We start from the raw sequence: 20780 nt of genomic DNA on the forward strand, positions 1-20780 counted from the left end.
CACGATCTCACGTGATCCTCACGGAACTCCCCAAGCTCTCACATCATGCCCCATGCGCGCGCGAATATGGAACTGGTCGCGCCGAGCCGCTTACGCTTGATCGGCACGACCTGCAGGTGCTCGCAGGTGCGAACGCACTTCGCTCGCTCGCCGGCGATAACCGACGCGACGCGCTCTGGCTGGCTGCCGCTGCCGTGCCTGATCGAGATCTGCTGCGCGGCACCGAATGTGACGACGCGGCGCCGGCATTGCCTCGGGCATCGGAGGGTCACGAGATCGTGACGGACTATCGAGCGATGGGCTTCACGCTCGGCCGGCATCCGCTGGCGCTGCTGCGCGATCGCCTCGCGCTGGATCACCTGCAGTCGGCAGAGCAACTGGCGACGTTGCGCAGCGGCCAGCTCGCGCGCGCGTGCGGATTGGTCACGGTGCGGCAGCGGCCGGGCACGGCGAACGGCGTGCTGTTCATGACGCTCGAGGACGAGACCGGCCAGGTCAACGTGATCCTCTGGCCCGGTCTGCTGGAGAAATTTCGGAAGGAGGCGCTCGGCGCCGCGTTGCTCGCGGTCTACGGCGTGTGGCAGGCCGAAGGGAACGTGCGGCATCTGATCGCCAGCAATCTCGTCGACAGGAGCGAGTTGCTCGGTGCACTGCCAACGACGTCAAGGGAGTTTTGCTAACGCTTACGCGTTCTCCATGACGATACTAAAGCGGCGTCTTGTATGCGCTGTGCCAAATCGTGAGGGCACCCCCTAGCTTAGCGCAAGCTTCACCGCGATATTGCACACCGAACCTAAAAGACTCGCGAATCTTTCGGGCCACCCCATGTGATCGACAAGCCATCAGGATTGAAGTCAGCGGCAATTTTTCCCCCGTCATCCTTATAAACCTCCAGCTCGTCGATAAATCCATTTTTCAATATCAATACGAAATTAATATATGGCCCATAATTTCGCACTGTGTCGACATCCTCTTGGACAGCCGTTATCAGAGGTCCGGTCGCGTCACCGTATTTTTTATCACTGCTTGTCACGAGGCGGAGCGATCCCTCTTCATCAATTGGACTTGCGCGTGCAGCTAATATCTGTGCCATTAAGATATCGCCATTCGGCACCCCACAGGTCGCCATCCTGCGCAAGAGGGCGACTTCCAATTGACTCAGCTCTCGAAACTGAGAAATATTCATTCGCAAACTCCCAATGCCCGTCCCACATAGAAATTTAAGTGTTTAATACGGAATCCCAGATGGCCGATAAAAGTACGTTCCAATATTTACATCACCAGACGGTAACGGAAAGACGCGATAAATATAGTTCGGTGTGACGCCCCAAAATGGGCCACCCACATCCCCTATTGGAGGAAGATGGGCGCCGATCTCTGCGCGCGCGGCATCCGGATCGCTTACGTGTCTGTCGCCGTGCCCCCATATATAACTACCCGCAAGTTGAAACGAATCCGTACCTACGATCGTGCCAGTCAATCCGTCCGGGTCGGACCGATTGACCGGGTTGTTTCCGACATATGCATACAGGTTTTGATCATCGCGACTGCCAACAGGGTCGGTCTGGAAGAATCGTCCCAGCCCCGGTGAATAGAACCTCGCTTTATAATAGTACAGTCCGAGCGAACCGATCAGTTGCTGCCCCGTGTAGCGGAACCGCGTGCCACTCGTTGCGTTCGGCTCACCAAACGGACCGTAGGTATAGATTGCCGTTTTGGCCCCCGATGTATTCGCCGTCGCGACGACGCTCCCCAGTTGATCCGTGTAGAACCAATTCTTGTTCGTGGTCCCTGATCCTTCGTACCAAACGAGCGGATTGTCTGCACCGGAACCATGAACATAGCGCCGGAGGATATTGCCCGACGAATCGTATTCGGCGACGAGTTTCGTGTCGTCGTACAGCATGTTCGTCGTGAGACTGCCAAGACCGTTCGGTTCAACAGTCTGGCGCAGGCGACCTTCTGCGTCGTACGCAAGACTCACTGTTGAGAACAATCCAGTAGTACCAGATACGAGGCGATTGTCGAGATCGTAACCATACGACCAACCGCTGTAGCTAGCCACGTTTCCGTTGTTGTCGTACCCGACAGAACCGCCAGCAGCCGTCGTGTAACGATTCAGGCCATCCGCGGTATAACTCTGGCTACCGGTCGTTCCACCGCTCCACTGGTACGCGAGGTTGCTCGGTGTGACGCTGGTTACATCCAGAATTTGATTACGTGCGTATACGAACTGCACCTGGTCGCCCGGCGCAGTCAACGCATTCGTCAGCGTTGCTAGCCCACCTTGATTGTCGTACCCGCGTTGAATCGACGTTCCATTCGCGAACGTGAGGGTGGTAGCCCGGCTCAGGTCGTCATAGGTGTACGTTGCGAGTGCTGTGCTTCCGTTCTCCTTGATCACACTCGGCCGATTCAACGCATCGTAGCTGGTAGTCGTATTGAACCCATCCGGCCACGTCGTCTGGGTCCGATTTCCTGCGGCATCGTACTGGAAATTGAGCGTTCTTCCCCCCGCCGTCGTGTTGAGCAATCGACCTGCGTTGTCCCAAGCATAGGACACCGCGTAACTGCCGTTCGCGTACTGCGACGCGGTGCGTAGTCCGCGCAGGTCATAACCGAACTGAACATTGTTAGCGCTGCTCGGATAGGTACGTGCGGTCAGGCGGTTCAGGTTATCCCAGGTCTGGGTGATCGTGCCCCCGCTACGTCTGCGGATGGTAACCACGTTCCCGTTCGGATCGTAGGTATAGCCGTCGTAATCATTGCTGTTCGCCGAGCCTGGTGTGTTGGCCAGCGGGTAGTATCGGTTCGTCAGACGGTCGAAACCATTGTATGCATAGACGGTCAGATTGTTCTTCGCATCAGCGCTCGAATTGAGTTTACCGTTCGGCGTATAGGTGTATTGCACATAGTTCTGTTGCTGCGCCGTGCCTGTCGCTTTCTGGATGGTGTTGATCGAATCGTCGACGTTGTACACCGTCGTCGTCACTCTGTTCCCCCCGTCTGCAGCGGCAAGATACTGCGTTTGCTGATATGGCCGATCGAGATCGTCATATGCCGTGTCGGTGATCGGCACTGGTGCTGCCTCTGTTGGGCAAGTCGTCGCCGATGCAGTCAGCGAAGGGCCCCATGCCCGGATAACTTTTCCTGTCGCACTGTACCGCGAGCAGTTTGTCAACCATTGAGCGCCGATCTGCCGGGCGACAGCAATTGGCCGGCCGTCCGCATCATAGGTGGTCTGAGTTTGCTTCCCCAGCGCATCCGTGACCACGGTCGGGCGCCGTTCGCTGTCGTAGCTAGTCGTCACCGTATCGGTCACGTCAGTACGCGGCCCGTCCACCACGGTCAGGTTGCCGATGTCGTCATAGGTGTACGTGGTCGTGAGATTCAGTGTTCCCGTGCCGGCGTCGACTGTCGTGGTCGCGGGCACTTCGTGGTGCGCCCAATCATAGGTCCGCGTCGTCGCAGTGGAATTCGATGCGCTCGTCTTGACCGTCGTCTTCCACAAGAGATACATCGTCGGGAAGCCCGTCGGTGTCCAGGAATAGTAATCATAGGCTGTCCATGGCGCTACCCCGCTCGCGTCAACCGGCGAGGTAACGGTCGCGATGTCGCCCCAGGGCGCATAGGTGTACGTCGTGGCATTGCCTCGCGCATCGGTTTCAGTTGCAACCTTGTTGTAGGCACTCTCATAGGTGAAGCTTCGAGTGAGCGGTGCGAGACCTGAGCCGGATGGTGCGAACTGCGTGATCGACTTCACGTTCTGCGTGCAGCGTTTCTCCGAGCTCGCACAGGATGCATCGTCGTACGTGTACGAGAAGCCATTCCCCTGAGGCAAAGTCTTGGTAATCAGCCGCCCCTGTCCGTCGTAAGCGAATTGGGTGACGTTGAACAGCGGATCCGCTTGCTGCAACACATTCCCGAGCACATCGAGATAGCTGAGCCTCGTGATACCACCCGGCGCAGATTCAAGAGCTCGCGATCCAGCGAAATAGTAGCTGTATGTCTTGCCTCGCGCGTTCGTCTGCGTTTGGACTCGTCCAAGGCTGTCATAGACGTTCGTCACGCCGGCGGTGGACGGGAAGCTCGGATAAAAGATTTGCGTTATCTGACCGGGCAACCCATAGCCGTATGTCGTGCTCTTCGACAACGTGTCGGTGAAGGTCGTCAGATTGCCATTCGCGTCGTAGCCATATTGAACCGTTCGAGCGCCGTCAGAGACCTGGCTAATCCGTCCGTTCGTATAGCTGAAATTTAGTGTGCGCCAGAAGCCGTTGCTGACGCTGGTCAAGTTGCTTCCGGTGTAGCTGTAGTTGACCTGCGTGCCGTTGGCGTCTTTGTAGGTATCGATGTTCCCCGACGAATTGAAGTGCATCGAGTTATGGTGAACGGTGTCGTACGTGTAAGTGCCATCCCCGTTCAGTATCAGCTTCGAAGAATTCCCCGGGGGTGGGTTGAAACTACCGTCCGGCAACTTCACGAACACCTCGCCATTCAGACCTTGTGTGACGATCACGGTATTGTTGATCAGCTGATCGCCGAACCACCGTTGCCCCAAAGTCGCAATGACCAATTTTTCAATCGGGTGTGACGCATCAGTAAGCAGATCCGACGACGCCTTCATCTCGACCAACGCGGCTACCGCATCGAGCGCTGAATCTTCCCCCATTCCCTGATAACCGTCGGAATTTACCTTTGCGGTCACGCTGAAGTTGTGAGCCCAGCCCTTCCCAAGCACACTGTCCTGATTCTTGGCGCTCGAACTATATATGCGGCTGAAGGTGAGGCGCTGCGGAAAGAGGCCCACACCTGACGATAGGTCATCGCGGCTGTACGTAAAATTCCCGGCCGCCAGGCCGATGGGGTCGGCAACGAAATTGAATGGCTCGCCTTGGAGAGACGTCCCACCTTGGAGAGACGGCGCAAATCGGAAGCTGCCATCGCTTAGGACGGTCACCGGAAGGTTGTACATCGAAGGCGGAAACGGCGACGCGACCTGCGCCAACGGGGAAAGGGTGGAGAGAAACTGACCCAGGGTCATGTATCCTCCGGCGAGGTTCCCCGTGATCAACGCACCCAGAAATACGGGGCTCTGCACGTAGTAGCCAGCACCCGTCCAGCTGTTCTCAGTCAGATCACAGTGTTGCGGCAAAACCAGGCTGAACCCGCTAGACAGGTAAGAACTGAAGGTGCCGTAGTAAGCGCTGCAATTCACCAAATTCGGTTGAACGGCGGTAGCATAGTTTGCCGATGTTGCGTTGTAGATCGGCTGCCCGGCCGCCGCAGCCGTATCGATCAACTTCACCGTAGACGCCGCTGAAACAGAACTGATCTGTTGCACAACAGTCGATTCCAAAATGCTCGAGTGCATCCCCTGTAGGAAAAAGGCCATGGTCTCGCTATTCGAGTCACCAGAGACGCTCGCCACTGAAAATGTGCCGCCGGGCAGGTCCACGTAGGAGGACGCACCGGTATAACCTGCAACACCGATATCGTGATGAACCAGGAACGTGGTGTTGGACAAGCGCTCGCTTAGGGACTGCATCCGAGATGTTTGGCCAAGCCAATGTGCGGCGACAACAGCCAAAGTGGTTCCCCCCACCGCCTCCGATGTGTCGGCCGCGCCCGCCGCTCGAAGGTTGCCGAGCGCGGTTTGATAATAGTTCGGCAGGCCACGACCGGTCGGTCCCCACGCATTCGCAATCGTGAACACGTTTCCGGGTTTCGCGACAATCGTTTGATTGATGGTCAGGTTTGCAGCTGTCGTAGCATATGCGTTGTGCGTCGCTGTAAGGGTGAGGATCGTGGACGCACCAGAAGGAGGGGCCGTGCCAGGACTTCCCACTGCAGAACCGTCGAGGGTGAGGATCGGCTGATTAGTAGAGTTGTACGTGATGGTTAGCCGATGACCGTAGATCGCATCCGACGAGTAGGTCTGATCGATCCCCTGATATTGGATCCGCAAAGTCGGCTTCATGGATATCGGAACATCCGTCTGATCCTGAAGCGCATAGACCGTGTTTTGCAGCGGTGGCGATGTGTAGTGCGGAATCGCCCCGTAGATCAGATCGATTGATTTGCCGCCAACCACATCGTCGACCGTAGCCGCTGGCATGTTCGATCGCAAATACGTCGCGAGGTTATTGGCGTAGGTCGTCAGGTTGTTTCGAATGTTCGTGCGATTGATGTTCTGTGCATAGTCCGCGGTGATCGTCGCTCCGCTCTTCGCCGAATTCAGGAACGTCGGTGCGTCGTAGCCTGTCGTGCTCGAACTGGCGAGATTGATGCCGGTCTTGAATGAATGAGTTTTGTAGCTCGGATCGAAATAGTAGGTCGTACCGTTGATGACCGTCTTTACCCAGACGTGCCCCACTGACACGTCAACCAGTGCAGATGTGTTACCAGGACACTGCCCGGGACTCACTGCCGTCGCCCCATAGATTGGAAATCCGCCGTCGCCTAGCAGCTTCAGGATTCCACAAACATTTGATGTATCGACGCCGTAAAGCGTGTTGAATTGTGCTGCCGTGTACTTGATCACCCCTGTCGTGAAGCTCGCTGTATAGCCGGATGCTCGGAGGAGATCGACCATCAACATCGCTTGATCATAGACGGTCCCCTGATTGTCCAGCACGGCGCCAAATGAGCCCTTCTGAGTACCGTATACCGGATACACCTCGACGTTGTTGCGAACGTATTGATAGATGACGTCCGGGTTATAGTTGAGTGCGCGAGCAAGTTCGGCAATCGATGCCGGCCCTTGAGGACTTCCGTTGCCGCCCGCACTCATGACGTTGGCACGTGCGCTGCGCGTGGACGGTGCAACGGTTTTCGTATTGACCGCTGCGCCTTGATTGACGTTCGGCGGGAGGACGACTCGCGAGCGGGATTGCTCCCACTCTTTACCGGAGATCGGAAACATATTGACTGCATTTCTCCCCGGCCCCTGCGCATTAGCGAGTGCCGAAATATCCTCCGGAGAATACGCAATCGCAGGCTTCCCGCTCACGAAGGTCACCGGCTGCCCGACGCCAGAGGGAGGTGGCTCCTTTCCAACGTAGTGCTTCGAAGACTTCGGTGCAGTCGGCTGTGCACCCAACATCCAATCCGCTGGCACCTTTTTGGCGGTTGGTGGCAAGGCGGATTGAATAGGGCTAGCAAGAGTGTGAGATCCGAGAGCCATCAGGGCACTCAGAAGGAAGACACGCACTGACTGCCGGAAATCGACGCGCGGAAACGTGGGCATTACATCCCCCGATAGGATTCTAAATACTTCGAACTACGAAATTAGATGAGCTGTTGTTGCGTGCTATGTGCTGTGACTGCTTACCTCGCTATGGGGATGTGGTGGAGACGGACGTTCGGTTTCCCGCTGCGTCGTAGTTGTAGGTAACCGTTGTGGTAGTGGAGCCGTTATTGAAAACGGCCTTTGTCAACCGGCCCAGCGGGTCGTACGTATAGGTGATGGAGCCGGACGTTGCGATAGCACTGACAACCACTAACGCCAGGGCTATAGTCCCTCGAATGAAACGGTGCATGACTCGTTCGCCATGGCGAACGCCAAGCTCGAATTTCGGACGACGCATATTGCCCCCGGGTGCATCCGTTGTAATCGTTTGTCGCAACGCGCTTAAGGCAAGAAAGTGGAACTTTCCCTACGCCTGTTTTGCACTTCGGCTCTCAGAATTTCTTTTCTGAAACATTTTGAAATAAACATATCAAAGCATTTCGTTCCCCGATACCTAGGGTATACGCCCAAACAAACGGAGGCTTCGTCCAGTACCTAGTCTAGAGCCGTGCGCCGCGTGCTCGGGTTCGGTACTCTGGGGCCCACGCCGTTCGATTGGTTCTCGCATATCCTCGCAGCTACCGCAGGACGCAAGACACCGCGGCGCTGCGGTGCTCCCGTGTCGACATCGACGGGAGCACATTGGATTCGGCGATCGAAGGGCCGACAACGTCGGCGCCCGTGCGTCTCGGCTTCTCGCTGTTGCGCGGCATGCGCGAGGACGTCGCCGGCCGCATCGAGCTCGCACGCGCAGCGCGCCCGTTCGTCGACGTCGCGGACCTCGCGCGCCGTGCGCAGCTCGATCGGCACGACCTGCAGGTGCTCGCGGGTGCGAACGCACTTCGCTCGCTCGCCGGCGATAACCGACGCGACGCGCTCTGGCTGGCTGCCCCCGCCGTGCCTGATCGAGATCTGCTGCGCGGCACCGAATGTGACGACGCGGTGCCGGCATTGCCTCGGGCATCGGAGGGTCACGAGATCGTGACGGACTATCGCGCGATGGGCTTCACGCTCGGCCGGCACCCGCTGGCGCAGCTGCGCGATCGCCTCGCGCTGGATCACCTGCAGTCTGCCGAGCAGCTCGCAACGCTGCGCAGCGGGCAGCTCGCGCGCGCGTGCGGAGTGGTCACGGTACGGCAGCGGCCGGGCACGGCGAACGGCGTGCTGTTCTTGACGCTCGAAGACGAGACGGGCCAGGTCAACGTGATCCTGTGGCCTGGACTGCTGGAGAAGTTTCGGAAGGAGGCGCTCGGCGCCGCGTTGCTCGCGGTCTACGGTGTTAGGCAGGCCGAGGGGAAAGTGCGGCACCTGATCGCGAGCAAGCTCGTCGACAGGACTGAGTTGCTCGGCGCCCTACCGACCACATCGCGGGAATTTTGTTGAGATCTCTCTCTGTGGCCCCTACCGAGAATCGATCCGGTATTCTTCCGGCCGCTCCCCCTCTTCCGTCATAGCCTCATCCAGCCACCATCGACCACTAGCGTCTGACCCGTGACAAAGCGGGCATCGTCACTGGTGAGGAAAGCCACCGGGCCGGCGATGTCAGCGGGTGTACCGAGTCGCTTGATGGCCTGCTGCATGTAGACTTGCGCCTTCTGCTCGTTCGGCATGCCGCTGGCACCTTCGGTGTCAGTGATGCCGGGATGCACCGCATTGACGATAATGTTGTCGGCCGCCAGTTCGTTGGCGAGCGCACGTACCAAGCCGATCGCGCCCAGTTTGGATGCGTAATAGTGCGAGAAACCCATACCGGGCGGGGTCACCATGCCGACAGCATCCGATCCGATCGTGACGATCGCACCGCGGCCCGCCTTGCGCATTAGCGGCACGATGGCACGGGCGCCGAGCACATGCGCATCGAGGTTCACCGCCATCACGCGGCGCCATTCGGCAGGCGTCATCTGGTCGAGTGTCGCCAGGGGATAAATGCCTGCGGCATGGACAAGGATGTCGACCCGCCCGAATGCCTGTTCGACTTGGCTGGCGACTGCGGCCCAGCCGTCTTCGCTCGTCACGTCGGCTGCAATGGCAATGGCGTCATGGCCGATCGCCATGGCGGCTTCGTCGGCCTTCTCGCGATTAACAATCACCACCTGAGCACCGCGTTGTGCGAGAAGATTAGCGATGCCGCGACCGATGCCCTGCTTGCCGCCAGTGATGATGGCGATCTTGTTGTCATGTGTCTTCATGAATGTGCTCCTTGGTTGGGTTAAGAAATCGCGAGCGCCCGCAGGCGCGGCTCACCGATTTCGGAAAGAAGGTCGAGTCGGGTAGGCTTCCAGCCCAGCTCACCCCGAGTTCGCGGATCGCGTGAGCGGCTACACGCCGAGTGAATCAGTGCGCCGAAGGGGCCGAATACTTTGACGGCCTCGTCCATCGACAGGCTGCGCGTCTTGACGCCCAGGTCACGCGCCACGGCTTCGGCAATCCATCCGTAAGCAATTTCGCCGGCAGCAGCGTGGTACAGCGCGCCGGGTTGCCCGCGTTCGATGGCCAGTGAGAACAGGCGTGCCAGGTCGTCGCCGTGCACGTTGGAATAGGCGGCAAGCCCGGACCCGATGTAGCAGGCCGCCCCTGTGAGCGCGACCGAGCGATACACTTGGGCTACCGGGCCGTTGTCCCCCGGGCCCCAGATTAGCGGTGGCCGGATCACCATGCTGCGCAACTCACGCCGAGCGGCAGCGCGGACGATTTCTTCCGCCTCGACCCTGAGAAGTGCCAAAGGCTCCGGCACGAAGGAATCATCCTCCGCGAAGCTGTCCGGGCTCCACGCACCGCCCGTTCGCTGCATGAAGACACCGCTTCCTGAAAGAAAGATCAAAGTCTTCGCGCTGCCGGCAAGCGCGTCGCATAGCCTCCGGATAACAGCCGGCTCGCGCTCAAAAGCGACCTGGGCGGCATAGACAATGACGTTAGCCGAGCAAGCTGCAGCCAGTACCGGTGCGAGATCGGTGTCGAGATCTCCGTGCACGGGCTGGACGCCGACGGCCCGCAGAGCAGATTCTGCGTGGCTGGAACGCGCGAGCCCTGACACCTCTTGCCCTTGCGCAACGAAATGTCTTGCAAGGGTGCTTCCCACAAATCCTGAGGCGCCAATGACAAAAATATTCTGTGACATGGAAGACTCCTTTGCCATGCAGCGTAGGGTCTATCCATCCACCTGAGAAGCCTATATTATTCGATACAAACCATCTACGGAAAAGATACATTGCTGGACGGTGTTTCCCTCGATCACTTGCGTACCTTCGTCGCTGCAGCAGACGAGGGCAGTTTTTCGGCGGCGGGCCGAGCGATCAGCCGCGCGCAATCGGTAGTGAGCCAGACCATTGCCAATTTGGAAGCGCAGCTCGGCGTCACCTTGTTCGAACGCGTCGGCCGCTACCCCCGCTTGACGGCACACGGAGAGAACCTGCTGGTGGATGCGCGCCGCGTCGTGCTGGATGCCGACGCCCTGAAGGCCAAGGCCCGAAGCTTCTCCGCCGGCCTAGAGCCCGAACTCTCCATCGTCGTCGATGTCATGTTTCCGCAGCAATGCCTGACCGATGCTTTGAGCAGCTTTAAGCAACGCTTCCCGTCCACGCCGCTCAGGCTCCATGTCGAGGCGTTGGGTCGGGTGGCGGAACTTGTGCTCAATGGTCAGTGCAGTCTCGGTATAACCGGGACGCTGCCGTTCCTTCCCCCTGGACTTGCTGCCGAGCGGCTGTTCAGCGAGGAAATGGTCACGGTAGTGGCCCCAGGATCGCCCCTAGCCGGTAAACGGGGCGCTATCGTGTTCCGGGAGTTGTTGAATGAAACACAACTCGTCCTCACCGACCGCTCTACCCTGACTCACGGCGTCGACTTCGGAGTGCAGGGAAAGAATATTTGGCGGCTCGCCGATCTCGGCGCGAAGCACGCTTTCTTGCGCGCGGGACTCGGATGGGGGCACATGCCGCTCTGGCTTATCAAAGAAGACCTGAAGGAAGGACGCTTGGTGCGTATCGTATTGGAAGGGCCTTCGGCAGGTTTAATGCCTTTCCAGGCAACCTATCTCACTGATCGCTTGCCCGGCCCTGCTGGCAGATGGTTGCTGGAACGCTTCGCGCCAACCTGACCATATTTCGGTACACCCCTGCAGTCGAGCGAGCAGCTGGCAACGCTGGGCAGCGGGCAGCGCGTGCGTACGGACTGGTAACGGTACGGCAGCGGCCGGGCACGGCGAACGGCGTGCTCTTCATGACGCTCGAGGACGAGGCGGGCCAGGTCAACGTGACCCTCTTCCGGACTGCTGGAGAAGTTTCGGAAGGAGGCGCTCGGCGCCGCGTTGCTGGCCGTGTACGGCGTTTGGCACGCCGAAGGGAAAGTGTGTCACCCGATCGCTAGCAAGCTCGTCGACAGGACCGAATTGCTCGGTGCCCTGCCGACGACGTCGCGGGAGTTTTGCTAGTCGATCATCACCAAACTACAAGGCGCGTCGTTGGCCGGCGAACACCGCCTCATTTTCAGGCCGCAATCGCGCCACGCGACGACGCACGCACGACATGCACCAGGTCGTTCTTGTCAATCGTCCAGCTGACCAAGAAGCCCTCTTTCACGAGTTCGTCGAGCGCCTTCTTCAAGTTCGCGCGAAAGTGGAACAACTCTTTCGTCTGCGAACCGCATTGACGATGAAGGAAACGTACGGAATGCGCGAAAGGCACTGCATGGGTGTGGTAGTACGTATGCAACCATTTTGACAACTCATATCGCAGCCGCTGACGCTGCTCACGCGCCAGCCGCGTGTAGTCGTCGTCAGAGAAAAGCGCGACGATTTCCGGTTCGACGTACGCCACCCACCGCGTCTTGCCGTCAGTTCCCGTCTCGGTGCCTTCCTTCCACAGGAATTTACGGATCAACGACCCGACAAACCCCTTTTTGTTGCCCGTGAAGCGAACCTTAACTTGCCCCGCTTGCAACCGCTCCAGCGTTGTCACGAGCCTGTCGTAACACTTTACCGACGTGCCCCAGCCAAGCGACTTCAACACGCTGTAGCCTGTGAATTCCACCTTCTCGTTCAGCTGAGTATCACGGGCCAGGTGAAGCACTTCAAGAAAGACGTCCGCGTCGTCCTGTCTAAGCTCTTCCCCGCTAAACGAAATTTCGACGCCATCAACGCTAGCGATCAGCGCCTTCTCCATTCGGCTACGCGGCGCATTCGATTTGTTCACGTTGAACAGTGCCGAGCGCGCGAGCGCGTTTGGCATCCCACGAACGTTCGCCGGCCACAGTGGAATCTGTGTCGGATGGGATTGCGTTTCCACACCCGCGCTGCTAGCGCGGGCTGCGATCGCTTTCACCTGGTCGACGATGGAATTTGCCATGCGAGAAGTATAAGTACGTGAATTTCGCCATCAAGACCCTTGTCTCGTCTCTCCAGCGATGGTTCAACAAAAAAACTACGGGACTATCGTGCCTCCAGCGAGGTATCACGGTGCATTCGTCACTGCAGCGATGTTCCTCGTTCCTCCAGCGTGAAGCCCCTATCGTGCCTGCAACGAGGTCAATCGTGCCTCCAGCGAGGCACCACTCGTATCGCCAGCGATGGCACTATCGTTCTTCCAGCGAGCGAGCCTTACAAAAAACACCTTTGTAATCAATCGCCTACCTCTGTTGTCCACAGAGCCTAATCTTCTTTTAATCTTTTTCTAATCGACCGATCCATCGTTGTAAGCACGATACCTCCGCGCCAACAGAGTCGCGTCGGAGCGGCAAACCATCGCTGGAAGAACGACAATGCTGGAGAAAGTAGTCCTCTCGACCATCGCTGGAGAGACGACCCCCGCCCTATCAGCATCGCTGGAAGAACGAGACAATACCGTCAAGCGGCAGCGCTACAAGGTGAGTACACACTCTCACGCAGATGCCCGCCGCATATAGAGCATCGCTGGAAGAACGTCACCCTCCATCGCTCCAGAGACGAGTCCAAACGACTAGGCGACGCTGGCTTCCATCGCTGCATAACCGATAGTCGTTTTTGCTCGGTCACGTGAGCAATGTTCTCCAGCGTCATCCAGGGGACACCCCGATATCGACCCCAACTCCCTTCACGGTCTAACAGTCGCGCTATTCCTTCGGAAAGAGAGCCAAGATCTTTTCGGTGATCTCTGCCGCGACGTCCGGCGCCAAACCCTTCAGCTTCAACTCGATCCGGCCATCTTCCTCGAACGACTTGAACTCCCCCTTCGCTCCACGGAAGGACAGTTGCTCGCGCGTAGACCGCGGCCGCTTAACCGTCCCTTTTGCCGCAGCCTTTCTGCGAGCGGCGACATCGCGGTACCCGATCCCGGTCTTAGCAGCATCGAAGATCAATTCGAGGGTCTCTTCTTCCCCTTTCACTTCCCAGAACTCTCGAATTGCGTTCAGCATTTTGAGAGAGAGAAGTTCCGGATACTCGGCGGCGGCTTGAACGATCTTGCTCGGCAATTGAGCGAGCGACAGAGTCCGACTCACATGGTCTTCCCCGAGATTGAGCGCTTTGGCCAGAGCCACTTGTGTCGGATAAATCTTCCGCGAAAGCAGCTCTTTCCATTTGAGCGCGTCATCGAGCGGGCTTTGATCCTTACGCTCCACGTTGGCAGCGCGTGCTTCTTCATACAGTTCCCGCTCACTCGCTGGTTTCGGACGAATCTCCACCCGCAACGTCGGGAGCCCGGCCGTTCGAGCCCCGCGAAGGCGCCTCTCTCCGTCAATGAGCACGATGTCCCCCACTTCATCGACATACGCACTCGCCGACTGGCCTTGCCCCCGCGCCGCTAGCGACTCCGCCATCTCTGATACAGCAGAAGCTGTATAGATGGCTCTCGGATTGACAGAATTTGATTTAATTTTGCCAATCGGAACTTCATACGTTTGCCCGATCTCATATCTGGTAGGCTCTTGGCTCGAGCCAACTTCGCCTCCCCGAAGCTGCGAGATAGTTGCCACCGGCGGCGCCATGCGGGGATCGCCCACAATGGGAGCCAACGAAGCGGCATCCTCCACCGCCGCGACTCGCTCGACCGCTACTGATTTTTTCTTAAAAGTAGCCATTACTTGACCTCCGTACCGTTGATCCGTTCGATGATTTCCCGATAGACCGCCTCCATCTCGTCGATCGCCTTCTTCGATCGATCACGGCCCTTCAGCTCATGAACGGCCCGGCCAGTCTTGCCCGTCGCACGCCAAGCTTCTCTCTGCGGAATCTGTGATTCGAAAAGTCGAATGTCTTCGCTTTTCAAATATGCCCGCAATTCCGCAGTCGCCTTCGATCCTTCAACCGGCGACACCCGAGTGAGCACAACGTACGCGGGGATCTCACCGCTTTCATGCCGCGGCCCCATTTCTTTAAGGGTCGCGAAGACATTCAAGGTCGACTCCACTTCTTGTTGATCTGGCCCACAAGGGACCAGCACGAGATCGGATAACAGTGCACATTCAAGCATCGTCCGATAGTTCTGCGCGCCGATGTCCACCACGACGAGGGTGTACTTGTTGGCGAGGTTTGCGAGTTCCCGGGCCGGATTAGCCGGGAGAGCGAGCACTGGAATGGCTGGTGTAACGCCCTCCTCATTTCGGATTCGCGACCAACTCATCGCAGAGCCCTGTTTATCAGTATCCAGAAGAACGACATCCACGTCTTCCGCGGCAGCCAGGGCTGCTATGTGCGTTGCTAACCGCGTTTTAGCAACACCTCCTTTTTCCGCCCCAATCGTGATGACCATTTCACCTCCACTGGAAAGTGTTTGTTTCAACGCTCGGAGTTTTATTCCTCAGTCAAAATAAGTCAATCAAATAACTATATTTTTTTGTGATCTTTACAAAATGTGGTCAAGTAACAACGATTCGGAGCGAAAATGCTACCGACTTGGCCCGAGCCAAGATCGGAGATCCCATGTTGGATGATTCGCCATGAACCACACTTTTAAATAGTTTTGGCTCGAGCCAAGATTCGCGGAAGCAACTCACTGAGATTGGGGTGGCTACGATTCCCGCCGATCCAGAACAGTTCATTCACCCTCTGGACGGCTCGATCTTGGCTCGAGCCAAGATCGGCCTGGCCTAGTCAGGCGCCCCATGCAACAGGCATATAGATTGCCCGCATACCTGCAAAGCGAGGAGGGCATATGGGGCGGTGGACAAGTGAGCTCGGCATCCGTGCCCGGACGCCAGTAGCCAAAAATGAACGCATGCCGGAATTCATCGAGCCGTCGCTGGCCGTGCTTGCTGCAGAACCTCCAACGTCGGGAGAGTGGGGATATGAGATCAAATTCGACGGCTACCGGATGCTCGCGCGTATCGACGCTGGTGACGTTCGAATCTTCACTAGGAACGGCCACGACTGGACCGCCCGACTACCGCACCTGAGGTCCGTCCTTGAACGATTGCCGGTCGACCGTGCGTGGCTTGACGCGGAGGCCGTCTGGTTCGATACAGAAGGGCGGCCAAACTTCAACGGCCTGCAGAATGCGTTTGATAGACGTCGAACTGCAGGGATTTCGCTTGTCGTCTTCGACCTGATGTGGCTTAACAACAATGATCTCCGGCCGTGGAGGTGGCGTGAACGCCGAGCCACGCTAACGAAGCTCGTTGCCGATATTCTCGGCAACGAGGTGCGCTTCTCTGAGGCGGTCGATGCCGACCCCGACGCCATGCTGGCCTCGGCGTGTGCCCTTGGTCTAGAGGGAATCATGGGCAAGCGGGTGGACGCGCCGTATCGCTCGGGAAGAACGGACCGCTGGATCAAACTCAAATGCAGTAAACGCCAGGAGTTCGTCATTGGGGGATTTTCGCGCCGTAAGGGCGCCGCCGGGGGCGTGCGAGCGGTTCTGCTCGGCGTGTACGAGGAGGGCGGACAACTGCGGTACGTCGGGCACGTCGCGCCGCGCTTCGCGCCCCGCCAGGCACGGGAATTCGAAGACCGCCTTGCATCCTTAGGCCGCAAGCGCTCGCCGTTCGTCCGCGCGCCGGAACCCGAAGCCGATCGCGAGTTCCACTGGCTGAAGCCGGAACTCGTTGCCGAAGTAGCGTTTCTCGAGTGGACGCCGACCGGACAGTTGCGTCATCCGTCGTTTCGTGGGCGGCGCGCCGACAAGCCTGCACGGAGCGTGACTCGCGAAGACCCGCGCGCGCCGAAACGCCCCCACAGCAGCAAGAGATTGCCCTCCAAGCAGTAAGACCGATCAATCGGTGCGCTGAGCGCGTTGCGAACTCGCGTCGGTTTGTATATGCTGTGGCATATGCCATTCTGTTTGAATTGGAGCTACCCCGATGCCAAACCATGACACCCGCCACGCGCGCCTGTTCCGCAACGGGCGGAGCCAGGCCGTGCGGATCCCGCGCGAATTCGAACTGCCGGTGTCGGAGGTCACCATCCACCGGGAAGGTCGCCGCTTGATCATTGAGCCCGTAGAGGCCGCGCCCTTGCGCGAGCTGTTCGCCCAATGGACCCCGCTGGACGAGATCTTCCCGGACATCGAGGACCTTCCGCCTGAACCGGTCGATATCGAATGACGCTGTACCTGCTCGATACCAACATTTTGTCGAACGTGATCCGCGACCCGCGCGGCGCATGCGCCACCCGGATTGGAGAAACGCCGCCCGAACAAGTGTGCACCTCGATCATCGTGGCCGCGGAATTGCGGTTCGGCGTCTGGAAGCGTGGCTCGTCAACGCTCGCGCAGCGCGTCGAGCAGCTGCTCGCAAGCCTGACCGTGTTGCCGCTGCAACCGGACGCGGACCGCTGCTACGGGCGGTTGCGGGCCGAGCTCGAGAAGCAAGGCCAGTTGATCGACGCCAACGACATGCTGATCGCCGCGCATGCGCTGGCCGTCGACGCCGTGCTGGTCACGGACAACACGGCTGAATTCACCCGTATCGCGGGGCTGCCGGTCGAAAACTGGCTGCGGCCGGCGACGTAACGCGGCGTGGCGGCCGCCGGCGGTACGATGGGCGCCACCGACGCACGACAGCGCGCCTGAGAACAGAATAGGAGCGGGGATGAACGGATTCGGCGGTGCGGCGGTTTTTGCCTTTTCATTGACTGTCGGGTGCCTCGCGCTCGGCTGGAGCGTACCGGCGGGAGTAACGTTCGCCGCGTGCATTGTGTGCACGGTCTACGCGTCCCGGGGCGAGCACTGAGCGCCGGCCGACCGCCGGGCGAACCAGGTATGCCGATCGCCGTTCTGCGATACGTGGGCGTGGCGAAGGAGATGGCGAAGTGACAACGCCGATGACGGCTGTCCAGCAGATGTTCCTCGAGTGGTGCATCGGCTACATGAAATTCCGGATCGCGGATGCGATGTCGGTCGGCCTGATGTCCCTCGAGGCCGAGCGCTACGACGCGCTGTGGACCATGCTGCAGAAGGGGCGGTACGGCTTCCCCTGCGACGACATGATCGAGACCGGCCGGCGCCTGTTTCCGGACGCGCCGAACGCACCGGAGGGTTCCGGGCTCGACGCGGCCTACGAGCGCGTGTGTACGGCCCTGGACGACTGGTTGCCGAGCTTTGTCATCCCGCCCGGCCAGGTGTCGTTCCTGCCGGATCCCGAACTGCCGGACGGTGAGCCCGCTGCGTGAGTGGCCGGCACGATGGAATCCACCGGGTGAATGCAGAGGATCTCGGCAATGAACGTGACAGCATGGCAGTTCGAGGAAAGCGGGTGGGGCAGGGGCGTAGCGGCCGGAGGGGCGCTGATCGCGCTGGCGGCCGTTGACCGCGGGCTGTCGGCGCTGTGGCCGGCCAGCTACGGGCTGGTTCACCCGCTGGCGGCGATCGCCGCGGCGAACCTGCCGTTCATGGCCGCGTACCTGATCCTGCGGTCCTGAACGACGCCGAACCCGGCTGCGGCCGGGTTTTTATGGCGTGCCGTCAATGCCGATAACTCCCCTTATCGGCATTGCGTTTAATGCACGAATACCCGAAAGGGCGGTTTATCAAAGTGGCTTGACACGTCTTTAAGACGTGCTATGCTGGTTTATACGTCTTTAAGACGGGTTCTGTTCAGGAGGCATCATGTCCGTGCTGTACGTGTATCGCTGCCGAGCCTGCGGCCAACGCGGCGAGGTCCATCACCCGGACGACAGCTACGACGGCGCGGCCGCCACCTGCGCGAAGTGCTACGAGCCGGTCACGCTGGAGTGGGACGGCGGTGTGACGCTCGAAGTCGCGCCGTACGACGGCGGGCCGACGCCCGACGAGATCAGGGCGATGCGGCAGCGCGGCCGGCGCACCCAGGCGCAGGCGGCCGCGCTGCTCGGCGTGAAGGAGCGCCAGGTCCAGCGCTGGGAGGCCGGCCAGGCGCCGATGCCGATCGCCGCGTGGTTGCTGCTGCGCCGGTCGTGGGGCTATCGCTATCCGAGCGATTTTGAGCGCCACGAGGACTTCGAGCGGGACTGGAATCCTGACCGCGACGTCAAGCGCAGGACGATCGAGCGCGGCGACGTGGTTGAGCTACAGCCGGTCGACGGCCCGCTACTGCGCGCGACGGTGTGCCTGGATCGGGTGCACGACGGCTTGGTCGACGAGGACAGCTACGGCGCGATCGTCACCGAGTTCGTCGGTGCTGCCGGCGCCGGGGAGGAATACCGCGGCTTCTTCATCGGCGAGCGCGTGACCTTCGCGCGGTCGAACGTGATCCACCTCGAGCAGCGCGCGCCGAGGCGCTGAAACGATCAGGAGATCCCGTCATGTCAAAACTGACCTACGAACGAATCACCGCGCGTGCCGAGCAGGAGATGGTCGAGTACCTTGCGATCGCCGAAGCACATCGTGTGGCGAATGACCGGAGCCGCGCGGCGAGCGCATGGCGCGCGGCGCTTGGCGTGTTGTCGATGTGGAAGGTGCTCGCCAGAGACTTCCACGGGGCAGATGAGGCGGCCTATTTGGCCGATTGCAAGCGACTCGCCGTGCTGATCTGCCTGGACATCGCATCGCTCAACATCCCGCCGCGGCAGATGCAGTCCGAAGTGCCAGGGATGCGCTCGTCCGGCTGATGGCCTGACTCGTATTCAAACCCATGTCTAATAGGAACCCTGCGATGCGCAAGGAATACGAACTGCAGACCGACGTGCTCGCGACGATCGTCGCGGCGACCCCGGTCACGTCGAAGCACGCCGCGCTGCTGACGACGTTTGCGACCCGCACCGACTATCGCGGCGCGCGCTACGCGGTCACACGCGACGAGTTCTCTGAACGGCCCGCCCGCGTGATCGATGCCGACGGCCGCGAGATCGCAGCCGACTATCACGCGTGGATCGACGGCCAGCTCGACGTGCACGGCGGCTCGGTGGAGGACGTGTTGCTCGCGCACCGGGATTCCGGCTATCTACTGGTCGACGTCCAGCCGCTGTTGCACTACTTCGTATTCGACCGCGGCGGTGACCAGGACAATTTCGTGCAGCTCGAAATCTGGGAAGAACAGGAATTCGTCGAGCGCGAGGTGTTTCCGCGCAGCACGCCGTGGCGCTCGCCGGATGTGCATGAATTGCGCTCCGGCTGGCACGACATGCCGGTCGAACGGTTCGAGCGGCGCACGCTCGGCTCGCCGCGCTATCGGCTCGAGGCGGTGATCGACATGAAGCACTTTGCGGCGCTCGCCGAGACGACTTATAACGAGCGCCGGCAGCGCGACGGCGATCGGCAGTTGGTCGAGCGGAACCTCGACACGGGCGAATCGCGGGTGGTCAGTGTGCGCGAGCTCACGCCGGGCTACGACAACCAACAATGGCGCGGCCGCCGCTTCTTCGACGACTGGGCTGCGTCAAGCGCCGGCCAGGCGGGCGAGCGCATTTGTCAGCGGTGGGTTTTCATCACCCAGGACAACACCGATCCACGTATCGGCCGGGAGATGGACTTCATACCGCGCTGGACTCACACGCGCAAGATCGCGGCGCTGAAGAACACCGCGAAGCTGGACGTGTACAGCCTGTACGGGAAGCTGATGCAGTTCGACGAGCGCATCGGCCATCGCTTCGCCTGGTATTTCTACGGTCTGCACGGCAACCTGATCCTGAGCGGGCAGATGGAGCGCGTGCTCGAGGCGGCCGAGGCGGGGCTGATCGTGCTGCCCGAACATGATTACCAGGTGCTGCGTCGCTGGGGCGACGATCAGTACGGGTTTTGACGGAGCCTTGATGAAAACAACCGCCCGCTACACCAAAGGCCGCGGCGACGCGTCGGTCCACGCCAGGGCACGCGTGTTCGCGTGGGAGGACCATCAAGTGATCGAACTCGATGTCGTGGGCCAGCTCGACAGCGAACACCACTTCCGGATCCTCGCCACGGCGGACGAGTCGGAAGCGCTCGCGCAGCAGCTGCTCGATGCGGCCGCGAAGATCCGACTTGCGCGTCAAGAAACGGAATAGGAAAACGCGATGACGATCACGCTCGACGCTGCTAAGGGAAACGCTGATTTATTCGGCTCGGCGGTCATCGCAGACGTAGCCGAGGACGTTTAGAAGACAGCTCACGGAACGGACCCACGACGATGAAGA

19 protein-coding genes and 1 pseudogene are annotated in these 20780 nt (G+C 59.7%); 12 read left to right on the plus strand and 8 right to left on the minus strand.

Annotated elements, in window-relative coordinates; genetic code table 11:
• Window positions 1-680 (plus strand): OB-fold nucleic acid binding domain-containing protein (locus DFS13_RS38610; protein ID WP_375669688.1); only part of this gene is annotated, 680 nt, incomplete at its 5' end.
• A gap of 113 nt (window positions 681-793) precedes the next feature.
• Here DFS13_RS38610 and DFS13_RS40095 read toward each other — a convergent pair.
• The 3 genes from DFS13_RS40095 to DFS13_RS41275 all read right to left on the minus strand — a co-directional run bounded on the left by DFS13_RS40095 (window position 794) and on the right by DFS13_RS41275 (window position 7589).
• Window positions 794-1186, minus strand: coding sequence for a hypothetical protein (locus DFS13_RS40095; RefSeq protein ID WP_143277549.1), 393 nt, complete (start codon window positions 1184-1186; stop codon window positions 794-796).
• Between the two features lie 42 nt (window positions 1187-1228).
• Window positions 1229-7012 carry an RHS repeat-associated core domain-containing protein gene (locus DFS13_RS38615; RefSeq protein WP_223274425.1) on the minus strand — a complete coding sequence of 1928 codons (5784 nt, stop codon included), beginning with the start codon at window positions 7010-7012 and terminating at the stop codon, window positions 1229-1231.
• A gap of 325 nt (window positions 7013-7337) precedes the next feature.
• Window positions 7338-7589, minus strand: a complete 252-nt coding sequence (locus DFS13_RS41275; RefSeq protein WP_077187308.1) for an RHS repeat domain-containing protein — start codon at window positions 7587-7589, stop codon at window positions 7338-7340.
• 268 nt (window positions 7590-7857) lie between these two features.
• Between DFS13_RS41275 and DFS13_RS38625 the strand changes: the two are divergent.
• Window positions 7858-8674: pseudogene (locus tag DFS13_RS38625) on the plus strand (OB-fold nucleic acid binding domain-containing protein); the annotation flags it as partial.
• A gap of 65 nt (window positions 8675-8739) precedes the next feature.
• On the opposite strand, the gene DFS13_RS38630 reads toward DFS13_RS38625, so the two are convergent.
• Both DFS13_RS38630 and DFS13_RS38635 read right to left on the minus strand, forming a co-directional pair.
• The gene (locus tag DFS13_RS38630) at window positions 8740-9480 is read right to left on the minus strand and encodes an SDR family NAD(P)-dependent oxidoreductase (protein ID WP_027813519.1); all 741 of its coding nucleotides are present in this window, start codon (window positions 9478-9480) and stop codon (window positions 8740-8742) included.
• Between the two features lie 20 nt (window positions 9481-9500).
• Window positions 9501-10409: an NAD-dependent epimerase/dehydratase family protein gene (locus tag DFS13_RS38635; RefSeq protein WP_027813520.1), complete on the minus strand. Its 909-nt coding sequence runs from the start codon at window positions 10407-10409 to the stop codon at window positions 9501-9503.
• Window positions 10410-10499: 90 nt separating this feature from the next.
• Between DFS13_RS38635 and DFS13_RS38640 the strand changes: the two genes are divergently transcribed.
• Entirely contained in the window at window positions 10500-11384 is an 885-nt protein-coding gene (locus DFS13_RS38640) for a LysR family transcriptional regulator (protein ID WP_027813521.1), read from the plus strand.
• Between the two features lie 388 nt (window positions 11385-11772).
• On the opposite strand, the gene trfA is transcribed toward DFS13_RS38640, so the two are convergent.
• From trfA to DFS13_RS38655, 3 genes are all read right to left on the minus strand, one after another.
• Window positions 11773-12630 carry a plasmid replication initiator TrfA gene (gene trfA / locus DFS13_RS38645; protein ID WP_027813522.1) on the minus strand — a complete coding sequence of 286 codons (858 nt, stop codon included), beginning with the start codon at window positions 12628-12630 and terminating at the stop codon, window positions 11773-11775.
• Between the two features lie 742 nt (window positions 12631-13372).
• Complete coding sequence (locus DFS13_RS38650) at window positions 13373-14338, minus strand: ParB/RepB/Spo0J family partition protein (protein ID WP_027813523.1); 966 nt, start codon at window positions 14336-14338, stop codon at window positions 13373-13375.
• On the minus strand, window positions 14338-15009 hold the full coding sequence (locus tag DFS13_RS38655) for an AAA family ATPase (RefSeq protein ID WP_027813524.1): 672 nt from the start codon (window positions 15007-15009) through the stop codon (window positions 14338-14340). The genes DFS13_RS38650 and DFS13_RS38655 overlap by 1 nt, the downstream gene beginning before the upstream one ends.
• Window positions 15010-15474: 465 nt before the next feature.
• Between DFS13_RS38655 and ligD the strand changes: the two genes are divergently transcribed.
• The 9 genes from ligD (at window position 15475) to DFS13_RS38700 (ending at window position 20651) form a co-directional block, all read left to right on the plus strand.
• Window positions 15475-16461, plus strand: a complete 987-nt coding sequence (gene ligD, locus DFS13_RS38660; RefSeq protein ID WP_223274426.1) for a non-homologous end-joining DNA ligase — start codon at window positions 15475-15477, stop codon at window positions 16459-16461.
• A 94-nt stretch (window positions 16462-16555) separates the two neighbouring features.
• Window positions 16556-16798 carry an antitoxin gene (locus DFS13_RS38665; protein ID WP_027813526.1) on the plus strand — a complete coding sequence of 81 codons (243 nt, stop codon included), beginning with the start codon at window positions 16556-16558 and terminating at the stop codon, window positions 16796-16798.
• Window positions 16795-17205 carry a type II toxin-antitoxin system VapC family toxin gene (locus DFS13_RS38670; RefSeq protein WP_027813527.1) on the plus strand — a complete coding sequence of 137 codons (411 nt, stop codon included), beginning with the start codon at window positions 16795-16797 and terminating at the stop codon, window positions 17203-17205. The genes DFS13_RS38665 and DFS13_RS38670 overlap by 4 nt, the downstream gene beginning before the upstream one ends.
• Before the next feature lie 299 nt (window positions 17206-17504).
• On the plus strand, window positions 17505-17864 hold the full coding sequence (locus tag DFS13_RS38675; RefSeq protein ID WP_223274427.1) for a hypothetical protein: 360 nt from the start codon (window positions 17505-17507) through the stop codon (window positions 17862-17864).
• 48 nt (window positions 17865-17912) lie between these two features.
• Complete coding sequence (locus DFS13_RS38680; RefSeq protein ID WP_034176085.1) at window positions 17913-18113, plus strand: hypothetical protein; 201 nt, start codon at window positions 17913-17915, stop codon at window positions 18111-18113.
• Between the two features lie 187 nt (window positions 18114-18300).
• Window positions 18301-18954 carry a helix-turn-helix domain-containing protein gene (locus tag DFS13_RS38685; RefSeq protein ID WP_027813530.1) on the plus strand — a complete coding sequence of 218 codons (654 nt, stop codon included), beginning with the start codon at window positions 18301-18303 and terminating at the stop codon, window positions 18952-18954.
• A 20-nt stretch (window positions 18955-18974) separates the two neighbouring features.
• The gene (locus DFS13_RS38690; protein ID WP_027813531.1) at window positions 18975-19280 is read left to right on the plus strand and encodes a hypothetical protein; all 306 of its coding nucleotides are present in this window, start codon (window positions 18975-18977) and stop codon (window positions 19278-19280) included.
• Between the two features lie 44 nt (window positions 19281-19324).
• A complete protein-coding gene (locus DFS13_RS38695; protein ID WP_027813532.1) occupies window positions 19325-20410 on the plus strand; it encodes a hypothetical protein in 1086 nt (361 codons plus the stop codon).
• A 10-nt stretch (window positions 20411-20420) separates the two neighbouring features.
• A complete protein-coding gene (locus DFS13_RS38700; RefSeq protein WP_027813533.1) occupies window positions 20421-20651 on the plus strand; it encodes a hypothetical protein in 231 nt (76 codons plus the stop codon).
• Window positions 20652-20780 lie beyond the last annotated feature (129 nt).

Source organism: Burkholderia sp. 28_3 (genome assembly GCF_003253915.1).
GTDB lineage: Bacteria > Pseudomonadota > Gammaproteobacteria > Burkholderiales > Burkholderiaceae > Burkholderia > Burkholderia cenocepacia.

Excerpts from the sequence above, each read along its gene's own strand:
- DFS13_RS40095 (WP_143277549.1), bottom strand. The coding sequence starts at position 1,186 with ATGAATATTTCTCAGTTTCGAGAGCTGAGTCAATTGGAAGTCGCCCTC.
- DFS13_RS41275 (WP_077187308.1), bottom strand. The coding sequence starts at position 7,589 with ATGCGTCGTCCGAAATTCGAGCTTGGCGTTCGCCATGGCGAACGAGTC.
- DFS13_RS38630 (WP_027813519.1), bottom strand. The coding sequence starts at position 9,480 with ATGAAGACACATGACAACAAGATCGCCATCATCACTGGCGGCAAGCAG.
- DFS13_RS38635 (WP_027813520.1), bottom strand. The coding sequence starts at position 10,409 with ATGTCACAGAATATTTTTGTCATTGGCGCCTCAGGATTTGTGGGAAGC.
- trfA (WP_027813522.1), bottom strand. The coding sequence starts at position 12,630 with ATGGCAAATTCCATCGTCGACCAGGTGAAAGCGATCGCAGCCCGCGCT.
- DFS13_RS38650 (WP_027813523.1), bottom strand. The coding sequence starts at position 14,338 with ATGGCTACTTTTAAGAAAAAATCAGTAGCGGTCGAGCGAGTCGCGGCG.
- DFS13_RS38655 (WP_027813524.1), bottom strand. The coding sequence starts at position 15,009 with ATGGTCATCACGATTGGGGCGGAAAAAGGAGGTGTTGCTAAAACGCGG.
- ligD (WP_223274426.1), top strand. The coding sequence starts at position 15,475 with ATGCCGGAATTCATCGAGCCGTCGCTGGCCGTGCTTGCTGCAGAACCT.
- DFS13_RS38665 (WP_027813526.1), top strand. The coding sequence starts at position 16,556 with ATGCCAAACCATGACACCCGCCACGCGCGCCTGTTCCGCAACGGGCGG.
- DFS13_RS38670 (WP_027813527.1), top strand. The coding sequence starts at position 16,795 with ATGACGCTGTACCTGCTCGATACCAACATTTTGTCGAACGTGATCCGC.
- DFS13_RS38680 (WP_034176085.1), top strand. The coding sequence starts at position 17,913 with ATGAACGTGACAGCATGGCAGTTCGAGGAAAGCGGGTGGGGCAGGGGC.
- DFS13_RS38685 (WP_027813530.1), top strand. The coding sequence starts at position 18,301 with ATGTCCGTGCTGTACGTGTATCGCTGCCGAGCCTGCGGCCAACGCGGC.
- DFS13_RS38690 (WP_027813531.1), top strand. The coding sequence starts at position 18,975 with ATGTCAAAACTGACCTACGAACGAATCACCGCGCGTGCCGAGCAGGAG.
- DFS13_RS38695 (WP_027813532.1), top strand. The coding sequence starts at position 19,325 with ATGCGCAAGGAATACGAACTGCAGACCGACGTGCTCGCGACGATCGTC.
- DFS13_RS38700 (WP_027813533.1), top strand. The coding sequence starts at position 20,421 with ATGAAAACAACCGCCCGCTACACCAAAGGCCGCGGCGACGCGTCGGTC.